We start from the raw sequence: 17,401 nt of genomic DNA on the forward strand, positions 1-17,401 counted from the left end.
GCACGGCTAGCGTGCGCAAGCAGCTATCAAAATAATAGTGATTGCTAAACGGGCTTAGGCACGCTTGCGGTCGTGTCGGTAGCAGCAGCATCCGGCATGGCTGCAGGACGGGGCGGTTTCGGGCGTGGCGGCTGGCTGGTGTGAATCAGCATCATGGCCTTTTCCATCTCGCCTTTGAGCAGTTCGGGCACCGCCTTCAGGCTGCGCGCTATGCAGTCTTCGATGGCCACGCGGTGTTCCTGCGAAGGCTTTTTCAGCACCCAGTTGATGACTTCAGCCTTCACGCCCGGGTGGCCCACGCCAATGCGCAGGCGCCAGTAGTCGGCCGAGCCGAGCTGCGCATGGATATCGCGCAGGCCGTTGTGGCCGGCATGGCTGCCGCCGAACTTGAGCTTGACCTGGCCGGGAACGATGTCGAGTTCGTCATGCGCGACCAGCACCTCGCCGGGTGAAATCTTGAAGAACCGCGCCAGCGCCGCCACCGACTTGCCCGACAGGTTCATGAAGGTCAGCGGCTTGAGCAGCCAGACTGTCTGGCCGTTGACCGTGGTGCGGGCGACCTGGCCGTGGTAATTCTTGTCCAGGCTGAGCGGCGCCTTCAACTCTTGCGAGAGCGCGTCAATCCACCAGAAGCCGGCATTGTGGCGCGTGGCTTCGTACTCAGGGCCTGGGTTGCCCAGGCCGACAAACAGCTTGATCATGGGGTGTGCAAAAAAGAAAGGGGGAGGGCGGCAAAGCGTAGCAGAAGCGCACAGCATGAAAAAAGCCCTTTGCCTCGCGGGAGGAAAAGGGCTTTGGACCACTGCCTGGGCAAGACCTTTTCAGGCTGTTGCCGCAAGCCGGGAATTACTTCTTGGCAGCAGGCTTGGCCGCAGCGGCTGCCGGTTTGGCGGCAGGCTTGGCACCGGGCTTGCCCTTGGCTGCCTTGGGATCGACCACCACGGGAGCGGCTTCAACTTCTTCAACGATAGGCGTGACCGACACCATGACCGGATTGACCTGGCCCTTGAGTGCTGCCTTGACGCGCTTTGGCAGAACGATGTCCTTGACATGCAGCGACTTGCCCTTGGACAGGCCGCCGAGGTCGACCGCGATGAAGTCGGGAATGTCGGCCGGGAAGCAGACAACCGTCATCTCGGTCAGCACATGGGTGACCAGGCAGTTTTCCGTCTTGACGGCTGGGGATTCTTCCTCGCCGCTGTAGTGCACGGGCACTTTCACAGTCATGCGGGTGCGCGCTTCAACGCGCTGGAAGTCAATGTGCTGGACTTGCTGCTTGTACGGGTGCATTTGCAGGTCACGCAGCAGAACCTTGTGTTCCTTGCCGCTAAGTTCCATCTCCAGGATGGAACCGTGGAAAGCTTCCTTCTTGATGGCGTGCCACAAGGCGTTGTGATCGATTTCGATCAGGATCGGCTCGGCGGTACCGCCGTAAACAATACCGGGCGTGCGGCCGGTGATGCGGAGACGGCGGCTCGCACCCGTGCCCTGCTTTGCGCGCTCAAAAGCGACGAATTTCATAATCTTCTCCAAAATGGGCGGACCGCGACCAGTCTCACCCTGACTTCAAAAGACTGCCCAGTGCTGGAACCTTGCAAGGTCCTGTCGCTGCGCAGCCGGCTTTTTTGCTTCAGATCAGATCAGGCTGGTCTTGATCCGAGAACAAACTCATGACCGACTCTCCCTTGGCGATGCGCTGCATGGTTTCAGCGATCAGCGGAGCCACGGAGAGCTGGCGAATTTTTTTGCAGGCCAGCGCGTTGGCGTTCAGCGGAATGGTGTTGGTGACAACGACTTCATCAAGTGCGTCGCCCTGCGTGATGCGCTCGATGGCCGGCCCCGAGAAAATCGGGTGGGTGCAGTAGGCATAAACTTTCTTGGCGCCGCGCTCTTTCAGCACTTCGGCCGCCTTGACCAGCGTGCCGGCGGTGTCGATCATGTCGTCCATGATCACGCAGTTGCGGCCTTCGATGTCGCCGATCACATGCATGACTTCGGACACATTGGCCTTGGGGCGGCGCTTGTCGATGATTGCCATGTCGCAGCCCAGCTGCTTGGCCAGCGCACGGGCGCGCACCACGCCGCCGACATCGGGCGACACGACCATCAGGTCGGTGTAGTTTTTCTGCCGCAGGTCGCCCAGCAGCACCGGCGAGGCATAAATGTTGTCCACCGGAATGTCGAAGAAACCCTGGATCTGGTCGGCATGCAGGTCCATGGTCAAGACGCGGGTCACGCCGACGGCCTGCAGCATGTTGGCCACCACCTTGGCGGTGATCGGAACGCGAGCCGAACGCGGGCGGCGGTCCTGGCGTGCATAGCCGAAATAGGGGATCACGGCGGCGATCTGGTCGGCCGACGAGCGCTTGAGCGCGTCGACCATGATCAGCAGTTCCATCAGGTTGTCGTTGGTCGGCGCGCAGGTGGATTGCACCACGAACACGTCGCGGGCGCGGACGTTCTGCTGGATTTCGACGGTGACTTCACCATCTGAAAAACGTCCCACTTGGGCGCTACCCAGTGAGATGCCAAGGTTCTGGGCAATTTCTTCGGCTAGGCCGGGATTGGCATTGCCGGTGAAAACCATGAAGTCGGGGTGGTGCATTTGCGTATGAAGCCCAGCTGCGGACGGACTTGAAAGTGGAGTGAAATATTTGTCGAAAAAATACGCACTGAAAGTAAAGCGCAACGCGGACTTGGCAGTGAATTCCGTTGCAATCTTTCAAAACACACAGACCCGCCAGTTGCGGGTCTGAAGGAGCCGCATCATGCGGCTCCTGGATCAACTCAGACCTGCGACTGGCGGTCTGGAAATTTGGCAGGGGTGGAAGGATTCGAACCTGCGAATGCCGGAATCAAAATCCGGTGCCTTAACCAACTTGGCGACACCCCTACACAGGACAGTTGTTGTTGCCAACAACCGACCTATAACCGTTGCTTGCGAATTGCATTCCAGGAAGCCGGTAGTTTACCAACCCGCCAGGGGATGCATTTCCAGGTTCCTGCATTTGCGAGTCAACCAGTCGCCAGGGGCGTCTGCCAGATCGGCATTGTCATGAACCTGTGCAAATACAGCACTTCCCGAGCCGGTCATGCGTCCTGAAAGCTGCTGCGATTTTAACCACTCAAGTGACTGGTCAATCTGTGGGCAAAGCTTTTGCGCTACCGGCTGCAAGTCGTTATGGCCAAAGTTAAAAACCTGTCCATCAGCATATGCAGCAAAGCCTAGCATTGTAGCAGTCCCGGTGTCACGTTTCAGGTCTGGCGCATTGAAAATTTCTGGCGTCGACACGCCGACGGGTGTTTTGACCACCAAAAACCGGGCCGATGGCAGAGCAATCGGCGTGATTTCCTCGCCAATTCCCTCGACCCAGGCGTGGCCTCCCGAAAGGAAGAAAGGCACGTCCGCGCCCAGTGAAAGCGCCAATGCACTCAGGTCTTTTTGCGGCAGGAGAACCCCCCACAGGCGCTGCAGCGCGAGCAGGCAACTCGCCGCATCGGAGGAGCCGCCGCCCATGCCGGCCTGAGACGGAATATTTTTTTCCAGGCCGATGTGAACGCCCAGCGGCGTGCCGCAGGCGGCCTGCAAGGCGCGGGCGGCGCGCACCGCCAGGTCTTCGGCCGGTAGCGCTTCGGAGGCGGTGCCGTTGGCGCTTTTCAGGTCGGTGCGGCTGATCTGCCCGTCGGTGCGCAGTTCGAAATGCAGCGTGTCGCACCAGTCGATCAGCATGAACACCGACTGCAGCAAATGGTAGCCGTCAGGCCGGCGGCCGGTGATGTGCAGGAACAGGTTGAGCTTGGCCGGAGCCGGCACGTCGTACAGCGCCTTGAGGGGCCGCGAGGAAGCAGGAAAGCGTGTCACGCTGGAAACCTTCAAAACAGTGAGCCCGTCAGGTGGGCAGGGGCTTTATTGGTCGAGCACGACGCGAAGATCAGCCTGGGGCATGGGCTGCATCCGCGTGGCGGCGATGCGGCCTTCGCCGTGCCTTGAAAGATCGGCCGACCAGCCAGTGGCCGTCGCGTTGTCGCCTTGTAGCCAGGCGAACAGCGCGCCCAGCGGAACGGCAGCGCCCGTGGCCTGCGCCATCAGGGCATCGACGGATTTAAAGCGCTGGATGTTGCGGTTGCCCGAATCCAGTTCTGCTTCGCCGGGCGCCCAGCGCAGCACGCCGAGCACATTGCCCAGCGGACTGATCAGCGTCAGTTCGCCACGCTCCGACCGGCCCTTGAGTTCAAAGCCGGCCGAGAAAGACTGCTCGGGCTCGCTTTTGATATTCAAACTCATGCGCCCTGTCCACAGCTCATTTTTTAAGACTTTTATGCCATTTCCGCTTATAGGACGGGCGCAACCAGCTATAAAAATAGTAGCAAAAAGGCAGCCGTGAAGAAGCAGGGCGCGCAGCCGGTTGGTGAAGTGCAAGGCGGTTCCCGGTTTATGGCGTCACCTTGAGGCGTTTGAGCGTCTCAAGCAGCGTTTCATTGTCAGCATTGATGAGCTGGCCTTCTTTCCAGATGGCCAGGGCGCGGTCCCGCTGCCCCAGGCCCCAGAGCACTTCGCCGAAGTGCGCGGCAATTTCAGCGTCGGGCCTGGCTTTGAAAGCGGCCTCGAAAATCTGCACCGATTCAAGCGAGTTGCCCAGGCGAAATTCGACCCATCCCAGGCTGTCTTTGATGAAGGGGTCGCTTGGTGCGAACTCGATCGCCTTGCGGATCAGATCGCGTGCTTCGGTGAGACGGACATTGCGATCGGCCAGTGAATAACCCAGCGCGTTGTAAGCATGGTGGTAGTCTGGTTTGAGCTGGATCACCTGGCGCAGCAGACGCTCCATTTCGTCAAGCAAACCGAGCTTTTCAGCCACCATCGACTGCTCGTACAGCAGGTCGGTATCTTCGGGTGTCTTGGCCAGCGCCTGCGCCAGAAGTTCATGGGCTTGGCGGTATTGCTTGAATTCGCGCAGCAGGCCAACTTCGGCGTTGAGTTTGAGTCGTGCTTCCTCGGGCGTGCGTTCGGGCAGCGCGCGGATCAGGCGGCGGCCTTCCTCGATCTTGCCCTGGCTGGCCAAAATTGAGGCGCGGCGGGTTTGCGCCTGCGTCAGATCGGCGGAGTTTTCAATCTTGCCGAGCCAGCTTTCGGCCGCCGCATAGTCCTTGCGCTTTTCGGCCAGCTGCGATAGCGACAAATAAGCCTGCGCCAGACCAGGGTTGCGTTCGGCCTGCGGCGTCTGTCCGGCCAGCGCCACATAGCGTTCCAGCGAAGCCTGGGCTGCAGCCAGCTGGTTGTCCTGCACCTGCAGCGAACCCAGCACCAGCCAGCCTTCCGGGTAGTCGGGCTTCTCGCTCGTCACGATCTGCAGCTGCGCGCTGGCTTCGGCATAGCGCTGGGCGTCGAGCAGCACGCGGGCATAGACCATGCGGATTTCAGGCAGCGCTTTGGACGGGCTTTGGCCATCGGCCAGGTAATTTTTGACCAGCTTTTCGGCTTCGGGCTGCTTCGGATCGATCAGTTCGAGTGCCACCACCACCGGGCCTTCGGCGCGCGGATCGGCTGCCTGGCCGCGCTGGGCCGCCTCGAAGGCGCCTGGCTTGTCGTCCGCAGCCAGCCGCATCCGTCCGACCGTGGTCCAGGCGGCGCTGGCCGTGGCGGGATTGGCCAGGGAGTCGGCCAGAGCGGTTTCGACCACGCTGGCCGCCAGCTTGCGGTCGCTGGCGCGGGCATAAGCGCGCGGCATGGCAGCCAGCACGGCCAGGCGCTCGGCATCGGGCGCCATTTTGAGCTCGGTTTTCAAGGGCTCGACGGTATCGGCAATACGGTTCAGCGCAATCAGGATCTGCAGGACATAGCGGTTGGCCTCGCGGGACGCGGGCAGCTGCTGCTTCCACGCCAGCGCGGCCTGCAATGCCGCATCGCCGGAGCGGGCCTGCAGGGCAATGTCGGTGGCCCGCTGGTAAAGCTGGGCATCGCCGGTTTTTCGGGCAGCGTCCAGCAGCAGGGCAAAGCCAGCGGCAGGCTCACCCTCTTGAGCCGTGAGCTCGCCGACCAGTAATTGGTAGAACAGCTCGCTGTCAAGCGTAGACACGATCGCCGATGCTTGCGCCGCCCTGGCTTCGGAAAGGCCCGGGACTGCGGCAGGCTTGGCCGGGGCGGGGGTCTGGGGCATCGTGGCTTGCGCCAACACCAGCGGAGCAGCAAGGCACAGGCAGGCAAAGGCAAAGCCGGATTTTTTCTTCATCAGCCCATGATAATTGAAGGCTTCCGCCGGTGCTTTGCGCTGGTCATGCACCCCGGGACTGAAATTGCGTCCTCTTGTGCCAGGCTTTGCAAGCCCCCATGTTTTCCTGAAGAGTTTTAAACACATGCCTGAACTGCCCGAAGTTGAAGTCACCCGCCTGAGCTTTGCCGACCGCATTGCGGGCGCCCGCATCGAAGACGTGGTGGTCGGCAAGCCCCTGCGCTGGCCGCTGGGCTGCGAGCCGACGCAGTTGCACGGCCAGCAGGTGCTGGCGGTGCGCCGCCGTGGCAAGTATTTGTTGCTCGACCTGAGCGAAGGCCTGCTGCTGATGCACCTGGGCATGTCGGGCAGTGTCAGTTTTAGCGCCAACCTGCCGCTGGCAGGCAAGCATGACCATTTTGACCTGGTGACCAGCCTGGGCACCTTGCGCTTGCACGACCCCCGGCGCTTCGGGGCCGTGGTTCATACGCCGGGTGAAGCGCATCCTGCGGCGCAAAAGCTGCTGGGCCGGCTGGGTGTCGAGCCGCTGAGCGAGGCGTTTGACGCGCTGGTGTTTTACCAGTGGCTCCACGCTCGCAATACCGCCATCAAGCCATTGCTGCTGGCGGGCCAGGCGGTGGTCGGCGTCGGCAACATCTATGCGTCCGAGGCTTTGTTTCTGGCGGGCATTCGCCCCACCACCCGGGCATCGCGGATCAGCAAGCCACGCGCTGCCCGGCTGCACCGCGCGATCCAGACGGTACTGACGAATGCGGTGGCCAAGGGCGGCAGCACGCTCAGGGATTTTTCCAATGCCGATGGCGAGGCGGGCCATTTTCAGCTGGACGCCATGGTCTACGACCGGGCCGGCTTGCCGTGCCGGGTCTGCGCCGCGCCGATCAAGAGTATCCGGCAGGGCCAGCGGTCCACCTTCTATTGCGCCACCTGCCAGAAACCCTGAGTGTTTCAACGCGGCCGGCCGGGGGCCGGTGCTATATTGCCTTGACCATTTTTATGACCATAACGCATGTCTTTCAACAAACAGTTTGACCAGCATGGCGCCTGGCGGCGTGAATTCGCCTTGCGCCTCAAACTGCTGGCCCAGTGGTTGAAAGAGCAGGGCCTGCTCAACGCGGCGGTCGAAGACCGGATGCGCAAGCTGCAGGCACAGTTGCGCTCCGACAAGGTCATGGTGGCATTCGTTGCGGAGTTCTCGCGCGGAAAGTCCGAGCTGGTCAATGCCATTTTCTTTGCCGGTTATGGCCGCCGCATCATGCCGGCAAGCGCCGGGCGGACCACCATGTGTCCGACTGAACTGGGCTATGACCCCGACATGGTGCCTTGCCTGCGCCTGTTGCCTATCGAGACGCGGCTGCAGCCGCAGGCTCTGGTCGAGTGGCGCCTGGTGCCTGAAAAATGGCTTCAGATCGATCTGGAGGTGGACAACCCCGCCCAGCTGGCGGATGCGCTCCAGAAGGTCGCCGAAGTGCGGCATGTGTCACTGGAGCAGGCCCGCGCCCTAGGCTTCTGGAATGACAGCAGTCTTGATGACAATCCGCCGGTGGCGGCCGATGGCCGGGTCGAGGTGCCGAAATGGCGCCATGCGCTGATCAATATTGCCCATCCGCTGCTCAGGCAGGGGCTGGTGATTCTTGACACGCCGGGGCTCAACGCCATCGGCGCGGAGCCCGAACTGACGGTCAGCCTGATTCCGCAGGCGCATGCCGTCGTCTTCATCCTGGCGGCCGACACGGGCGTGACCCGGTCCGACCTGTCCATCTGGCGGGAGCATCTGGCCAGCGGCGCAAAAGGCAGCGACAACCGGCTGGTCGTGCTCAACAAGATTGACACCTTGTGGGACGCGCTGAGCACGCCCGAACAGGTCCAGGCGCAAATCGACCGGCAAACGGCAAGCTCGGCCGAGATCCTGGGCTTGCAAAGCTCGCAGGTCTTTGCCGTGTCGGCGCAAAAGGGACTGGTTGCCAAAGTCACGCACGATGACGCGCTGTTGCAGGCCAGCCAGCTGCCGGCGCTTGAAGCGGCCCTGGCCAATAGCTTGATGGGCCAGCGGCAGAACATCCTGCGCGCGGCCGTCGCCGACAGCATTCAGGAGCTTAAAAGCGAGGCCGCGCGCGCACTGAACATGCGCCGTCGCGACCAAACCGAACAGATGCTCGAACTGCGCGGCCTGCGGGGAAAAAACAGCACGGTCATCGGGCACATGCGCAAACGGATCGAGCACGAGCAGGCCGAGTTTTCAGGCAGTAGCGCCAGGGTGCATGCGATTCGTTCGGTGCATAACGCCTTGCTGGGCGATGTCGCCCGTTTGCTGGGCATGCCGACGCTCAGGGCCGAACTCGCCGGGTTGACCGCTGCGCTCAAGCAGCCCGGCATCAAGCTGCGCCTGAAAAAAACCTATGGAGAAACGTTTTCGAGCTTGCGCGAAACCTTGCACCAGGCGCAAACGATCACGGCTGAAATACAGGTGATGCTGGATTCGGCCTTCCGGCAGATCAACGCAGAATTTGGTTTTTCGCTGCAGGCGGGGCGGGCGCCGGATATGACGCAATATGCGCAGGACCTTGAACTGATCGAGCGCAGCCATCTGCAATACCTGAGTCTGGGCAATGTGCTGCGGCTTGCGCAGGCCGGGTTTTCCGAGCGGCTGGTGCGTGCGCTGAGCAGCCGCCTGCGCATGGTTTTTGAGTCTGCCCTGGGTGAAGTAGAAGTGTGGAACCAGTCAGCGTCCGCGCAACTCGATGCGCAAATGCGCGAACGGCGCCAGGGGTTTTCCAGGCGCCTCGAAGCCATAGCGCGCATTGAGCAGGCCGCGTCAACGCTGGATGAACGAATTGCCGAACTGGAGGAGCAGGAACTCCGGCTTCGAGCGCTGGACGCCCGGCTGGGCGACTTGACCTTGCAGCTTCTGGACGTTCAGCCTTTGCCTTTTGCGTTTCAGGCTCACCGGAACCAGCCAATTGATGCTGCGGGTGAACCCCTGGCTGAATTGACATGATGCGTGGTAAATCAGATACCGGCGGCCTGCTTCAAGCAAGTAACCTCCCGGAAGCCGGCTCTTTTGTTCCGTCTTCGTTCGCGAACGAAATCGTGCATTGGCAGCAAAGCCATGGACGCAACAGCCTGCCATGGCAGAACACGCGCGATCCCTACCGGGTCTGGCTGTCTGAAATCATGCTGCAGCAGACCCAGGTGGCCACGGTCCTGGCGTATTTCGGACGGTTTGTTCAGCGCTTTCCCCATGTGGGCGATCTGGCTGCTGCTTCCGAGGACGAGGTGATGTCATTGTGGAGCGGCCTGGGCTATTACAGCCGCGCGCGCAACCTGCATCGCTGCGCGCAAGACGTGATGGCGCTGCACCACGGGCAGTTTCCAGCCACCGCCGAGCAACTCCAGACCTTGCCGGGCATAGGCCGCTCGACCGCCGCCGCCATCGCTTCATTCTGCTTCGGGGAACGGGTCGCCATTCTGGACGGAAACGTCAAGCGGGTGCTCGCGCGGGTGCTTGGTTTTTCTGGCGATCTGGCGCAGGGCGCCCAGGAGCGCGCGCTCTGGAACCTAGCCACTGAACTGCTACCGCATGAAGACTTGGCGCAGGCCATGCCGCGCTACACCCAGGGGTTGATGGACCTGGGCGCCACCATTTGCACCGGCCGGCAGCCGAAGTGCCTGTTGTGCCCGGTGCAGGCGCTGTGCCGTGGACGAGCGCAAGGCAATCCTGAAAAATTCCCCGTCAAGACCCGCAAGCTCAAGCGCAGCGCCCAGTCGATCAGCCTGCTGTGGGCGCAACGGCCCGACGGTTCGGTGTGGCTTGAAAAGCGTCCCGCCACCGGCATCTGGAGCGGGCTTTATTGCCTGCCGGTGTTTGAAAGCGATGACGCGTTCAAGTCGCTGCTGCCTGAAAACCTTGAGGGCCGCATCGAGGCGCTGCCAGCCTTTGTCCATGTCCTGACGCACAAGGATCTGCATTTGTCGCCGTGGATTGCAGGCTTTCATGCCGACCAGCCCATGCCTGAGGCGATGGTTTCTGAAACCCGTCCTGCCGCGTGGTTCAGTCCTGAAGCATGGCCGGCGCTGGGCTTGCCCGCGCCCATCCGCAAGCTGCTGGCGCAGGATGCCTTCGACCCATCGGATTCGTTTTAACCAAAAAGCAATTTTTTAAGCACCAAATATGGCTCTTGCGCATGACTGGTATGCGCAAGCAGCTATGAATTCAGCAGCGAAAAGTATGCAGTCGCGGTGAAGCAAGGGCAGGGAAATTTCGCACCCGTGTTGATCCCGGCCGATCAGCCCGCTTCGAGTTCGCGGTGCCGTTTCAGCGTCGGCCAATCCTTGCCAAAGGCCGCTGCCAGCGCTTCCACCAGGTAAACCGAACGATGCTGGCCGCCCGTGCAGCCCACCGCCACCGTGACATAGCTCCGGTGGTCGCGGGCCAAGGCTTGCAGCCAGTGGCCGAGGAATTGCTCGATATGCCGGAGCATGTCGTCCACCTTCGAATGCGTTCTCAGAAAGTCGGCCACCGGCTGGTCGAGCCCGGTCTGGTGCCGCAGCCCTGGTTCGTAATGGGGGTTGGGCAGCATGCGGACGTCAAACACATAATCGGCATCGAGCGGCACACCGCGCTTGAAGGCAAACGACTCAAACACCAGCGTCAGCTGACGGCCCGGATGCTGCAGAAGCGATTTAACGTAGCCCTGCAACTGGGCCGACCGGATCATGCTGGTGTCGATCACATGCGCCTGCTCGCGCATCTCACCCAGCAGATTGCGTTCCAGTTCAATGGCATCGACCAGCGCCCGGTGCTGGTCGGTGGCGTCGATTCTCGACAGCGGATGGAGCCGCCTGGTTTCTGAAAAACGCCGAACCAGCGTGTCGGTGTTGGCATCAAGGAAGAGCGACTGCACTTGCACGCCCTGGGCCTTCAATTCCCTGAGTTGCTGCGGCACCAGCGGCAGCGACGTTGCGCTCCTGACATCCATGGCAATGGCGAGCTTCGGAGCGTTGTGCGGCCGCTTCAAGGCAACAAACGGCGAAAGCAGTTCCGGCGGAAGGTTGTCCACGCAGTAGTAACCTGCATCTTCGAGCGCATGAAGCGCGACCGACTTGCCGGAGCCCGACATGCCGGTGATAAGAATCATTTCTATCACGTCAACCTTTCGCCATGTGACAAACGCCGTTCAGCCCTGGGGCGGTGATGGCGGAACGGTGAATTCGGGTAATTCAGAAGACAGATGTTCATGCGCCAATGGTATCAAGCAGGGTAACTAAATTCCCTCTTCAGGGGATTGGCCCAACATTTCAGTGGCATGCGCAAGCGTGGCACCTGAAAGGCGTTCCCCGCCCAGCATTCGCGCAATTTCGGTCACGCGCAGCTTGCCGGTCACATGCTCGACGGTGCTCAGCGTGGTGCCCTGTTCCGAATGTTTGGACACCACGAGATGCTGGTGGGCGAAAGCGGCGACCTGCGGCAAATGCGTCACCGCCATCACCTGCCGGTCCTGGCCGAGTTGCCGCATCAGCCGGCCAACGGTTTGCGCGACCGTGCCGCCCACCCCGGAATCGACCTCGTCAAAAACAAGTGTCTGGGCCTGCCCCAACTGGCTGGTGGTGACGGCAATGGCCAGCGCGATGCGGGACAACTCGCCGCCCGAAGCCACCTTGGCCACCGGCCTGGGGGTGCTGCCGCTGTGTCCGGCGACCAAGAACTCGGCCTGCTCCAGCCCGTGCTGCGCCGGCTGTTCCGCTGGCGCAAGCACCACTTCAAACCTGCCGCCCTGCATGCCCAGCCCTTGCATGGCCTGGGTGATGGCCTTGGCCAGCAAGGGCGCCGCTTGGCTGCGCAGGCGCGAAACCTCGCTAGCCTCCACCAGGTACTCGGCTTTGGCCTGATTCTCTTTTCTTTCAAGCTGCGCCAAGTCAGCTGCCTCGTCCAGTGCGCGCAGTTCGGCCTTCCACGATGCCAGCAGTTCAGGCAGTTCGGCAGGCGCCCGCTTGTAGCGACGCGCCAGGCTGATCCATTGCGCCAGGCGTTGGTCCAGTTCGGCCAGCCGCAGGGGGTCCAGTTCCGCATCCCGGGCATAGGTGCGCAAGGAATGCACCGCGTCGTCCATTTGTGCAAGGGCCGTGTTCAAGACCTCAGCCAGTTCCTTGAATTCCGGCTCGATATGTGCCTGTTTTTCCAATGCATGAATGGCTCGGCTCAGCAGCGTCAGGGCGTTGTCATCGGCTTCCCGCAAGGCATCGACCGCCGTTTGCACGGCATCGCGCAAGTCCTGCATGTTTGACAGCCGCCCGTGCTGGGCATTGAGTTCTTCCCATTCATGCGCGCCAGGCGCCAGTTTGCCCAGTTCCCCAATCTGCCACGCCAGCCGTTCGCGGTCACGCTCCAGGCTCTCCTGAGCCTCTTTGGCCTGAGCGAGGGTTCTTTGCGCCAGGCGCCATTCCTGCCAGCGCAGCGAAAGCAGGTCGGTCGAAACCCCTGCATATGAGTCCAGCAGGCCGCGAACAGCGTCGGGGCGCGTGAGGCTTTGCCAGGCATGCTGGCCATGAATGTCCACCAGTTGGCTGCCGATGTCTTTGAGCTGCGTGACGGTGACCGCGCTGCCGTTGATCCATGCCCGGCTTTTGCCCTGTGCGTCAACCATGCGGCGCAGCAGCAGGGTGTCGCTGGATTCCAGACCGGCCTGCTCCAGCCACGGCGCCAGCCGGGCAGGGCTGTCAAATTCTGCACTGATTTCGCAGCGCGCGGCGCCCTCGCGCACCACGCCCGCGTCGGAACGTGCGCCTAGCACCAGTTGCAGTGCGCCAACCAGTATCGACTTGCCAGCGCCGGTTTCGCCAGTTAGCGCCGTGAATCCGTCCATCAGGTCAAGATCGAGTTCGCGCACAATCACGAAATCACGCAGGGCAATGCTTTTAAGGCTCATATTTCGGTGCAGGTGAACGCCGGGCGGCAGCGCTCAAGCCACGACGCCTTCGTTCCAGTGAAGCTTCTTGCGCAGCGTGTCGAAGTAGCTCCAGCCATTGGGATGCAAAAAGCGCATCTGGAACTCCGAGCGCCTGACGATGATCCGGTCGCCATGCAGCAAGCTGGCCAGCGACTGCATGTCAAAGCTGGCGCTTGCATCCCGGCCTGCTACCAGTTCAATAGCAACCTCTCCAGTGTCTGAAAGCACAATGGGCCGATTTGACAAGGTGTGCGGGGCAATGGGCACCAGTACCCAGCCGCCAATGGATGGGTGTAGCAACGGACCGCCCGCTGAAAGTGCGTAGGCCGTTGAACCGGTGGGCGAGGCAATGATCAGGCCGTCGGCTCGCTGGTTCGCCACAAAGCGGCCATCGACTTCAACGCGCAGCTCGACCATGCCGGAGGTCGCACCACGGTTGACCACGACGTCGTTCATCGCCGTTGCGCTGAAAACGCAGCGGCCATCGCGCATCACCTTGGCTTCCATCATCCAGCGCCGGTCTTCCTCGAACTCTCCACGCAGCATCGGCGTCAGGGTGTTTTGATAATCTTCAAAGGCAATGTCGGTGATGAAGCCCAGCCGCCCCTGGTTGATGCCGACCACGGGCACGCCAAACTGGGCCAGCAAGCGCCCGATGCCCAGCATGGTGCCGTCGCCGCCCACCACCAGGGCCAGGTCGCACTGCGCACCTATTCCGGCCGCGTCGAGCGTCGGGAACTGGTTCAAGCCGGTATTGCGCGCCGTGTCTTCCTCCAGCGCCACGTCGCAACCCTGCGAGCCCAGGAAATGCGCAATGTCTTCCAGGGCAGAACGGGAGCCTTGGGCCTGGTACTTGCCGATCAGTGCGACATGACGGAATTGCGACTTCATCGTCAAATTACATCACAACCCGCCGATCAAGCTTCGTAGAATGTCCTCATGCTTGATAGTCGCGCCCGTTTGTTGTTGAAAGCGCTGGTTGAGCGCTATATTGCCGATGGCCAGCCGGTCGGTTCGCGCACGCTTTCCAAGGCTTCCGGCCTGGAGTTGTCGCCCGCCACGATCCGCAACGTGATGAGCGACCTGGAGGATCTGGGCCTGATCGTCAGCCCGCATACGTCCGCCGGCCGGATTCCAACAGCGCGGGGCTATCGCCTGTTTGTCGACACCATGCTGACCACCCAGCGCGACCCGCTGACGGTGGCCGGCCAGATGGCACGTATTGCACCGGACCAGCCGCTCAAGGTCATCAGCAATGCCGCGCACATGCTGTCGAGCCTGTCGCAGTTTGTCGGCGTGGTGATGGCGCCGCGCCGCACGTCGGTGTTCCGGCATATCGAGTTCTTGCGCCTGTCTGAAAAGCGCTTTCTGGTGATCATCGTTTCGCCCGACGGCGATGTGCAAAACCGCGTCATCTTCACCGAAACCGACTACACCGCCTCGCAATTGATCGAAGCGTCGAATTTTCTCAATTCGCACTACGCCGGCATGGCGATCGAAGAAGTGCGCGAGCGGCTAAAGAGCGAAGTGGACGTGCTCAGGGGTGAGATTGCTGCGTTGATGCAGGAAGCGGTCGTGGTGAGTTCTGAGGCCATCGAGTCGCGCGATGAAGTGGTCGTTTCAGGCGAGCGCAACCTGCTGGCGGTCAGTGATTTTTCTGGCGACATGGGCAACCTTCGAAAGCTGTTCGATCTGTTCGAGCAGAAGGCGCAACTGATGCGCCTGCTCGACGTTTCCAGCCGTGCCGAAGGTGTGCGGATCTACATCGGTGGCGAAAGCCAGGTGATTCCATACCATGAATTGTCGGTAGTCACGGCGCCTTACGAGGTCGACGGCCAGGTCGTGGGAACGCTGGGTGTGATTGGCCCGATGCGCATGCCCTACGAAAAGATGATCCAGATTGTCGACATCACCTCCAAGCTGGTCAGCACGGCGCTTAGCCACAGCAAATAGAGCCACTACAATCTGTCGGTGGAAGGGGCGTTAGCTCAGTTGGTTAGAGCAGAGGACTCATAATCCTTTGGTCCACGGTTCAAGTCCGTGACGCCCTACCACGCCAGATATGGAAAATTCGAGCCTTCCGAGCAGGTATTCGACACGCCAGCGCTGGCGGCGCATCGAGTTGGCGACTTGCGCGGCCCTCACTTCCTGACGCTGGGCGATCCAATGTGACTGAGGGATTATTGGGTTGCCGCAATGGCGCCAATCCAGGCCGCAATAATTAAGCATGGATCCAAACATTGCTTCATTCAAAATTCCAGAGTCGGTCTTGGTCATCATTTACACGTCACAACTTGATGTGCTACTGATCGAACGCGCTGACCATCCAGGTTTCTGGCAGAGCGTTACCGGCTCAAAAGATATGCTAGATGAGCCCCTACTGCAAACGGCGCTGCGTGAGGTTGAAGAGGAAACCGGCATTGTTGCCACGCCGGCCCAAATGCAAGACTGGTGTCTCTCGAACGTGTATGACATCTATCCGGCTTGGCGCCATCGCTATTCGCCTGGCGTGACACGCAATACCGAGCATGTCTTTGGTCTCTGCCTGCCTGAAAGTTGCGCAGTCAGGCTCAGTCCCCGGGAACATACCGCTTCGCAATGGATGGCGCATCAGAGGGCTGCGGAAAAATGCTTTTCGCCCTCCAATGCCGAGGCGATTTTGCTGTTGCCAAGGTTCATGAATTCAGTCGTTTGAATGGACGTGGAAGCGTTGGCGAATTCCCAAGCCGTTAACGTGGCTGGCAACCCTCACACTTCTCGGTTCCAATAGCTTGATGTCAATCGATTTGCTGTTTTTCAAGGGGTTTGAAGCTTTGCCCACAACTTCGTTCATCGACTAATGACATCTTCCACCAAATCCGAAACACTTCAACTGCTTGAAGGTGGTCGGGCATTGTTTCCCGCGCTTGTCCAGGCCTTCGACGGCGCTGTCAGATGGATACAGCTTGAGACCTATATTTTTGATATTCATGGGTCCGGGGCTGTCGTGGCCGATGCCCTGGTTCGGGCGGCCCAACGCGGTGTGACGGTTCAGGTGCTGGTGGATGCGGTTGGTACCGGGCCATTGCCGGACGAATGGCAGCAAAAGTTCGCCAGTTCCGGCGTTCAGTGGTGCGCTTACTCGCCGGTGGGATCAAGCTTGGGATTTCTAGTGCCTGAACGTTGGCGCAGGCTGCACCGCAAGCTGTGCGTGGTGGACGAGCGGATTGTTTTTTGCGGCGGCATCAACGTGCTGGACGATTTTTACGATCCCAACCATGGAGAACTGGAGGCGCCGCGCTTTGATTTTGCAGTGACCCTGACCGGACCATTGGCGGCTGAGGCCACCGATGCCATGGCCCTGTTGTGGTGGCGAGTGCAGGCAGGTTACAGCGCACGGCAAAGGCATTTGAATGAAGCCTGGGAGAAATTCAAGGCGGCAGGTTACGGTGGGCGTACCGATACAAAGTTGCTTGCGCAGCCCGTGGATTCGGGCCTCTCCAGCGTGGCAGGCAGTTCACGCCCCAAGGCAGCACTGGTGCTGCGCGACAACCTTCGCAATCGCCACAGCATCGAAATGGCCTACCGCAAGGCCATTGGCAAGGCGCGCCAGGAGGTCATCATTGCCAACGCTTATTTTTTGCCGGGCGGCAAATTGCGCCGTGCCCTGATGAGGGCCGCCAAGCGCGGCGTGCATGTGACATTGCTGCTGCAGGGAAAATATGAATACTTCATGCAATACCATGCCGCCCGGCCGGTGTATGGCGCACTGCTGGCCGCAGGCGTTGAAATTCACGAATACTCCACCAGCTTTTTGCATGCCAAAGTGGCTGTGGTCGACGGACACTGGGCAACGGTCGGTTCGTCTAACCTTGACCCGCTGAGCCTTCTGCTGGCCCGCGAAGCCAATGTGGTGATCGAGGACCGTGCTTTTGCCGGCGAACTCAGCGCCTGCCTGCGCGAAGCGGTCGCTCACCACGGGGCACGCATAAACCCTGCCGTGTACAGCCAGCGTCCTTTGGGCCGGCGCATTCAGGGCTGGATGGCCTATGCCTTGATGCGGCTGGCCCTGATGCTGACAGGCCAGCGCTATTGAAATAACAAACCAGTGATCGGCCTGACCAGCATAGTGAATGATATTTGCTATTTAATTCATAGCTATTAAAGCTTATCAGTAAAGCGCGGAATGTCTAAAAGGCTTAATGTTCTGCATTCAAGACATCTTTAAAGGGGGCTGGTAATATCTGC

The 17,401-nt window shown here is 60.7% G+C and carries 16 protein-coding genes and 2 tRNA genes; 8 read left to right on the forward strand and 10 right to left on the reverse strand.

All coding sequences use genetic code 11. The features are described from left to right. Nucleotides 1-44 precede the first annotated feature (44 nt). The 7 genes from pth to ACP7AD_RS06815 all read right to left on the reverse strand — a co-directional run bounded on the left by pth (nucleotide 45) and on the right by ACP7AD_RS06815 (nucleotide 6,230). The gene (gene pth, locus ACP7AD_RS06785) at nucleotides 45-701 is read right to left on the reverse strand and encodes an aminoacyl-tRNA hydrolase (protein WP_426145766.1); all 657 of its coding nucleotides are present in this window, start codon (nucleotides 699-701) and stop codon (nucleotides 45-47) included. A gap of 145 nt (nucleotides 702-846) precedes the next feature. Continuing rightward, on the reverse strand, nucleotides 847-1,521 hold the full coding sequence (locus ACP7AD_RS06790) for a 50S ribosomal protein L25/general stress protein Ctc (protein ID WP_426145768.1): 675 nt from the start codon (nucleotides 1,519-1,521) through the stop codon (nucleotides 847-849). Between the two features lie 109 nt (nucleotides 1,522-1,630). Beyond that, a complete protein-coding gene (locus ACP7AD_RS06795; protein ID WP_426145770.1) occupies nucleotides 1,631-2,605 on the reverse strand; it encodes a ribose-phosphate pyrophosphokinase in 975 nt (324 codons plus the stop codon). A gap of 211 nt (nucleotides 2,606-2,816) precedes the next feature. Beyond that, nucleotides 2,817-2,893, reverse strand: a tRNA-Gln gene (locus ACP7AD_RS06800). A 75-nt stretch (nucleotides 2,894-2,968) separates the two neighbouring features. Further along, a complete protein-coding gene (gene ispE / locus ACP7AD_RS06805) occupies nucleotides 2,969-3,862 on the reverse strand; it encodes a 4-(cytidine 5'-diphospho)-2-C-methyl-D-erythritol kinase (RefSeq protein ID WP_426145772.1) in 894 nt (297 codons plus the stop codon). A 45-nt stretch (nucleotides 3,863-3,907) separates the two neighbouring features. After that, entirely contained in the window at nucleotides 3,908-4,285 is a 378-nt protein-coding gene (locus ACP7AD_RS06810) for a lipoprotein insertase outer membrane protein LolB (protein ID WP_426145774.1), read from the reverse strand. A gap of 148 nt (nucleotides 4,286-4,433) precedes the next feature. Then, on the reverse strand, nucleotides 4,434-6,230 hold the full coding sequence (locus ACP7AD_RS06815; RefSeq protein WP_426145775.1) for a tetratricopeptide repeat protein: 1,797 nt from the start codon (nucleotides 6,228-6,230) through the stop codon (nucleotides 4,434-4,436). Between the two features lie 124 nt (nucleotides 6,231-6,354). Here ACP7AD_RS06815 and mutM point away from each other — a divergent pair, with 124 nt between their 5' ends. From mutM to mutY, 3 genes are all read left to right on the forward strand, one after another. Beyond that, nucleotides 6,355-7,170, forward strand: coding sequence for a bifunctional DNA-formamidopyrimidine glycosylase/DNA-(apurinic or apyrimidinic site) lyase (mutM, locus tag ACP7AD_RS06820; RefSeq protein ID WP_426145777.1), 816 nt, complete (start codon nucleotides 6,355-6,357; stop codon nucleotides 7,168-7,170). A gap of 66 nt (nucleotides 7,171-7,236) precedes the next feature. Next, on the forward strand, nucleotides 7,237-9,225 hold the full coding sequence (locus ACP7AD_RS06825) for a dynamin family protein (protein WP_426145778.1): 1,989 nt from the start codon (nucleotides 7,237-7,239) through the stop codon (nucleotides 9,223-9,225). Further along, nucleotides 9,222-10,370 (forward strand): A/G-specific adenine glycosylase, encoded by a 1,149-nt coding sequence (gene mutY, locus ACP7AD_RS06830; protein WP_426166044.1) that lies wholly within the window; start codon nucleotides 9,222-9,224, stop codon nucleotides 10,368-10,370. The genes ACP7AD_RS06825 and mutY overlap by 4 nt, the downstream gene beginning before the upstream one ends. A 143-nt stretch (nucleotides 10,371-10,513) precedes the next feature. Here mutY and rapZ read toward each other — a convergent pair whose 3' ends face one another. From rapZ to ACP7AD_RS06845, 3 genes are all read right to left on the reverse strand, one after another. Then, nucleotides 10,514-11,365, reverse strand: coding sequence for an RNase adapter RapZ (rapZ, locus tag ACP7AD_RS06835; protein WP_426145781.1), 852 nt, complete (start codon nucleotides 11,363-11,365; stop codon nucleotides 10,514-10,516). A gap of 126 nt (nucleotides 11,366-11,491) precedes the next feature. Then, on the reverse strand, nucleotides 11,492-13,153 hold the full coding sequence (gene recN / locus ACP7AD_RS06840; protein ID WP_426145783.1) for a DNA repair protein RecN: 1,662 nt from the start codon (nucleotides 13,151-13,153) through the stop codon (nucleotides 11,492-11,494). A 33-nt stretch (nucleotides 13,154-13,186) separates the two neighbouring features. Beyond that, nucleotides 13,187-14,065: an NAD kinase gene (locus ACP7AD_RS06845; protein ID WP_426145784.1), complete on the reverse strand. Its 879-nt coding sequence runs from the start codon at nucleotides 14,063-14,065 to the stop codon at nucleotides 13,187-13,189. A 48-nt stretch (nucleotides 14,066-14,113) separates the two neighbouring features. Here ACP7AD_RS06845 and hrcA point away from each other — a divergent pair, with 48 nt between their 5' ends. The 5 genes from hrcA to clsB all read left to right on the forward strand — a co-directional run bounded on the left by hrcA (nucleotide 14,114) and on the right by clsB (nucleotide 17,249). Further along, nucleotides 14,114-15,127: a heat-inducible transcriptional repressor HrcA gene (gene hrcA / locus ACP7AD_RS06850; RefSeq protein ID WP_426145786.1), complete on the forward strand. Its 1,014-nt coding sequence runs from the start codon at nucleotides 14,114-14,116 to the stop codon at nucleotides 15,125-15,127. A gap of 24 nt (nucleotides 15,128-15,151) precedes the next feature. Then, nucleotides 15,152-15,228 (forward strand) — tRNA-Ile (locus tag ACP7AD_RS06855). After that, a complete protein-coding gene (locus tag ACP7AD_RS06860) occupies nucleotides 15,215-15,346 on the forward strand; it encodes a hypothetical protein (protein WP_426145788.1) in 132 nt (43 codons plus the stop codon). The genes ACP7AD_RS06855 and ACP7AD_RS06860 overlap by 14 nt, the downstream gene beginning before the upstream one ends. Nucleotides 15,347-15,401: 55 nt before the next feature. Then, entirely contained in the window at nucleotides 15,402-15,869 is a 468-nt protein-coding gene (gene nudB / locus ACP7AD_RS06865) for a dihydroneopterin triphosphate diphosphatase (RefSeq protein WP_426145790.1), read from the forward strand. Nucleotides 15,870-16,013: 144 nt separating this feature from the next. Continuing rightward, nucleotides 16,014-17,249, forward strand: coding sequence for a cardiolipin synthase ClsB (clsB, locus tag ACP7AD_RS06870; protein WP_426145791.1), 1,236 nt, complete (start codon nucleotides 16,014-16,016; stop codon nucleotides 17,247-17,249). Nucleotides 17,250-17,401 lie beyond the last annotated feature (152 nt).

The organism is Polaromonas sp. DSP2-3-2b2 (assembly GCF_049895905.1).
In the GTDB taxonomy this organism is placed as follows: Bacteria; Pseudomonadota; Gammaproteobacteria; order Burkholderiales; family Burkholderiaceae_C; genus Polaromonas.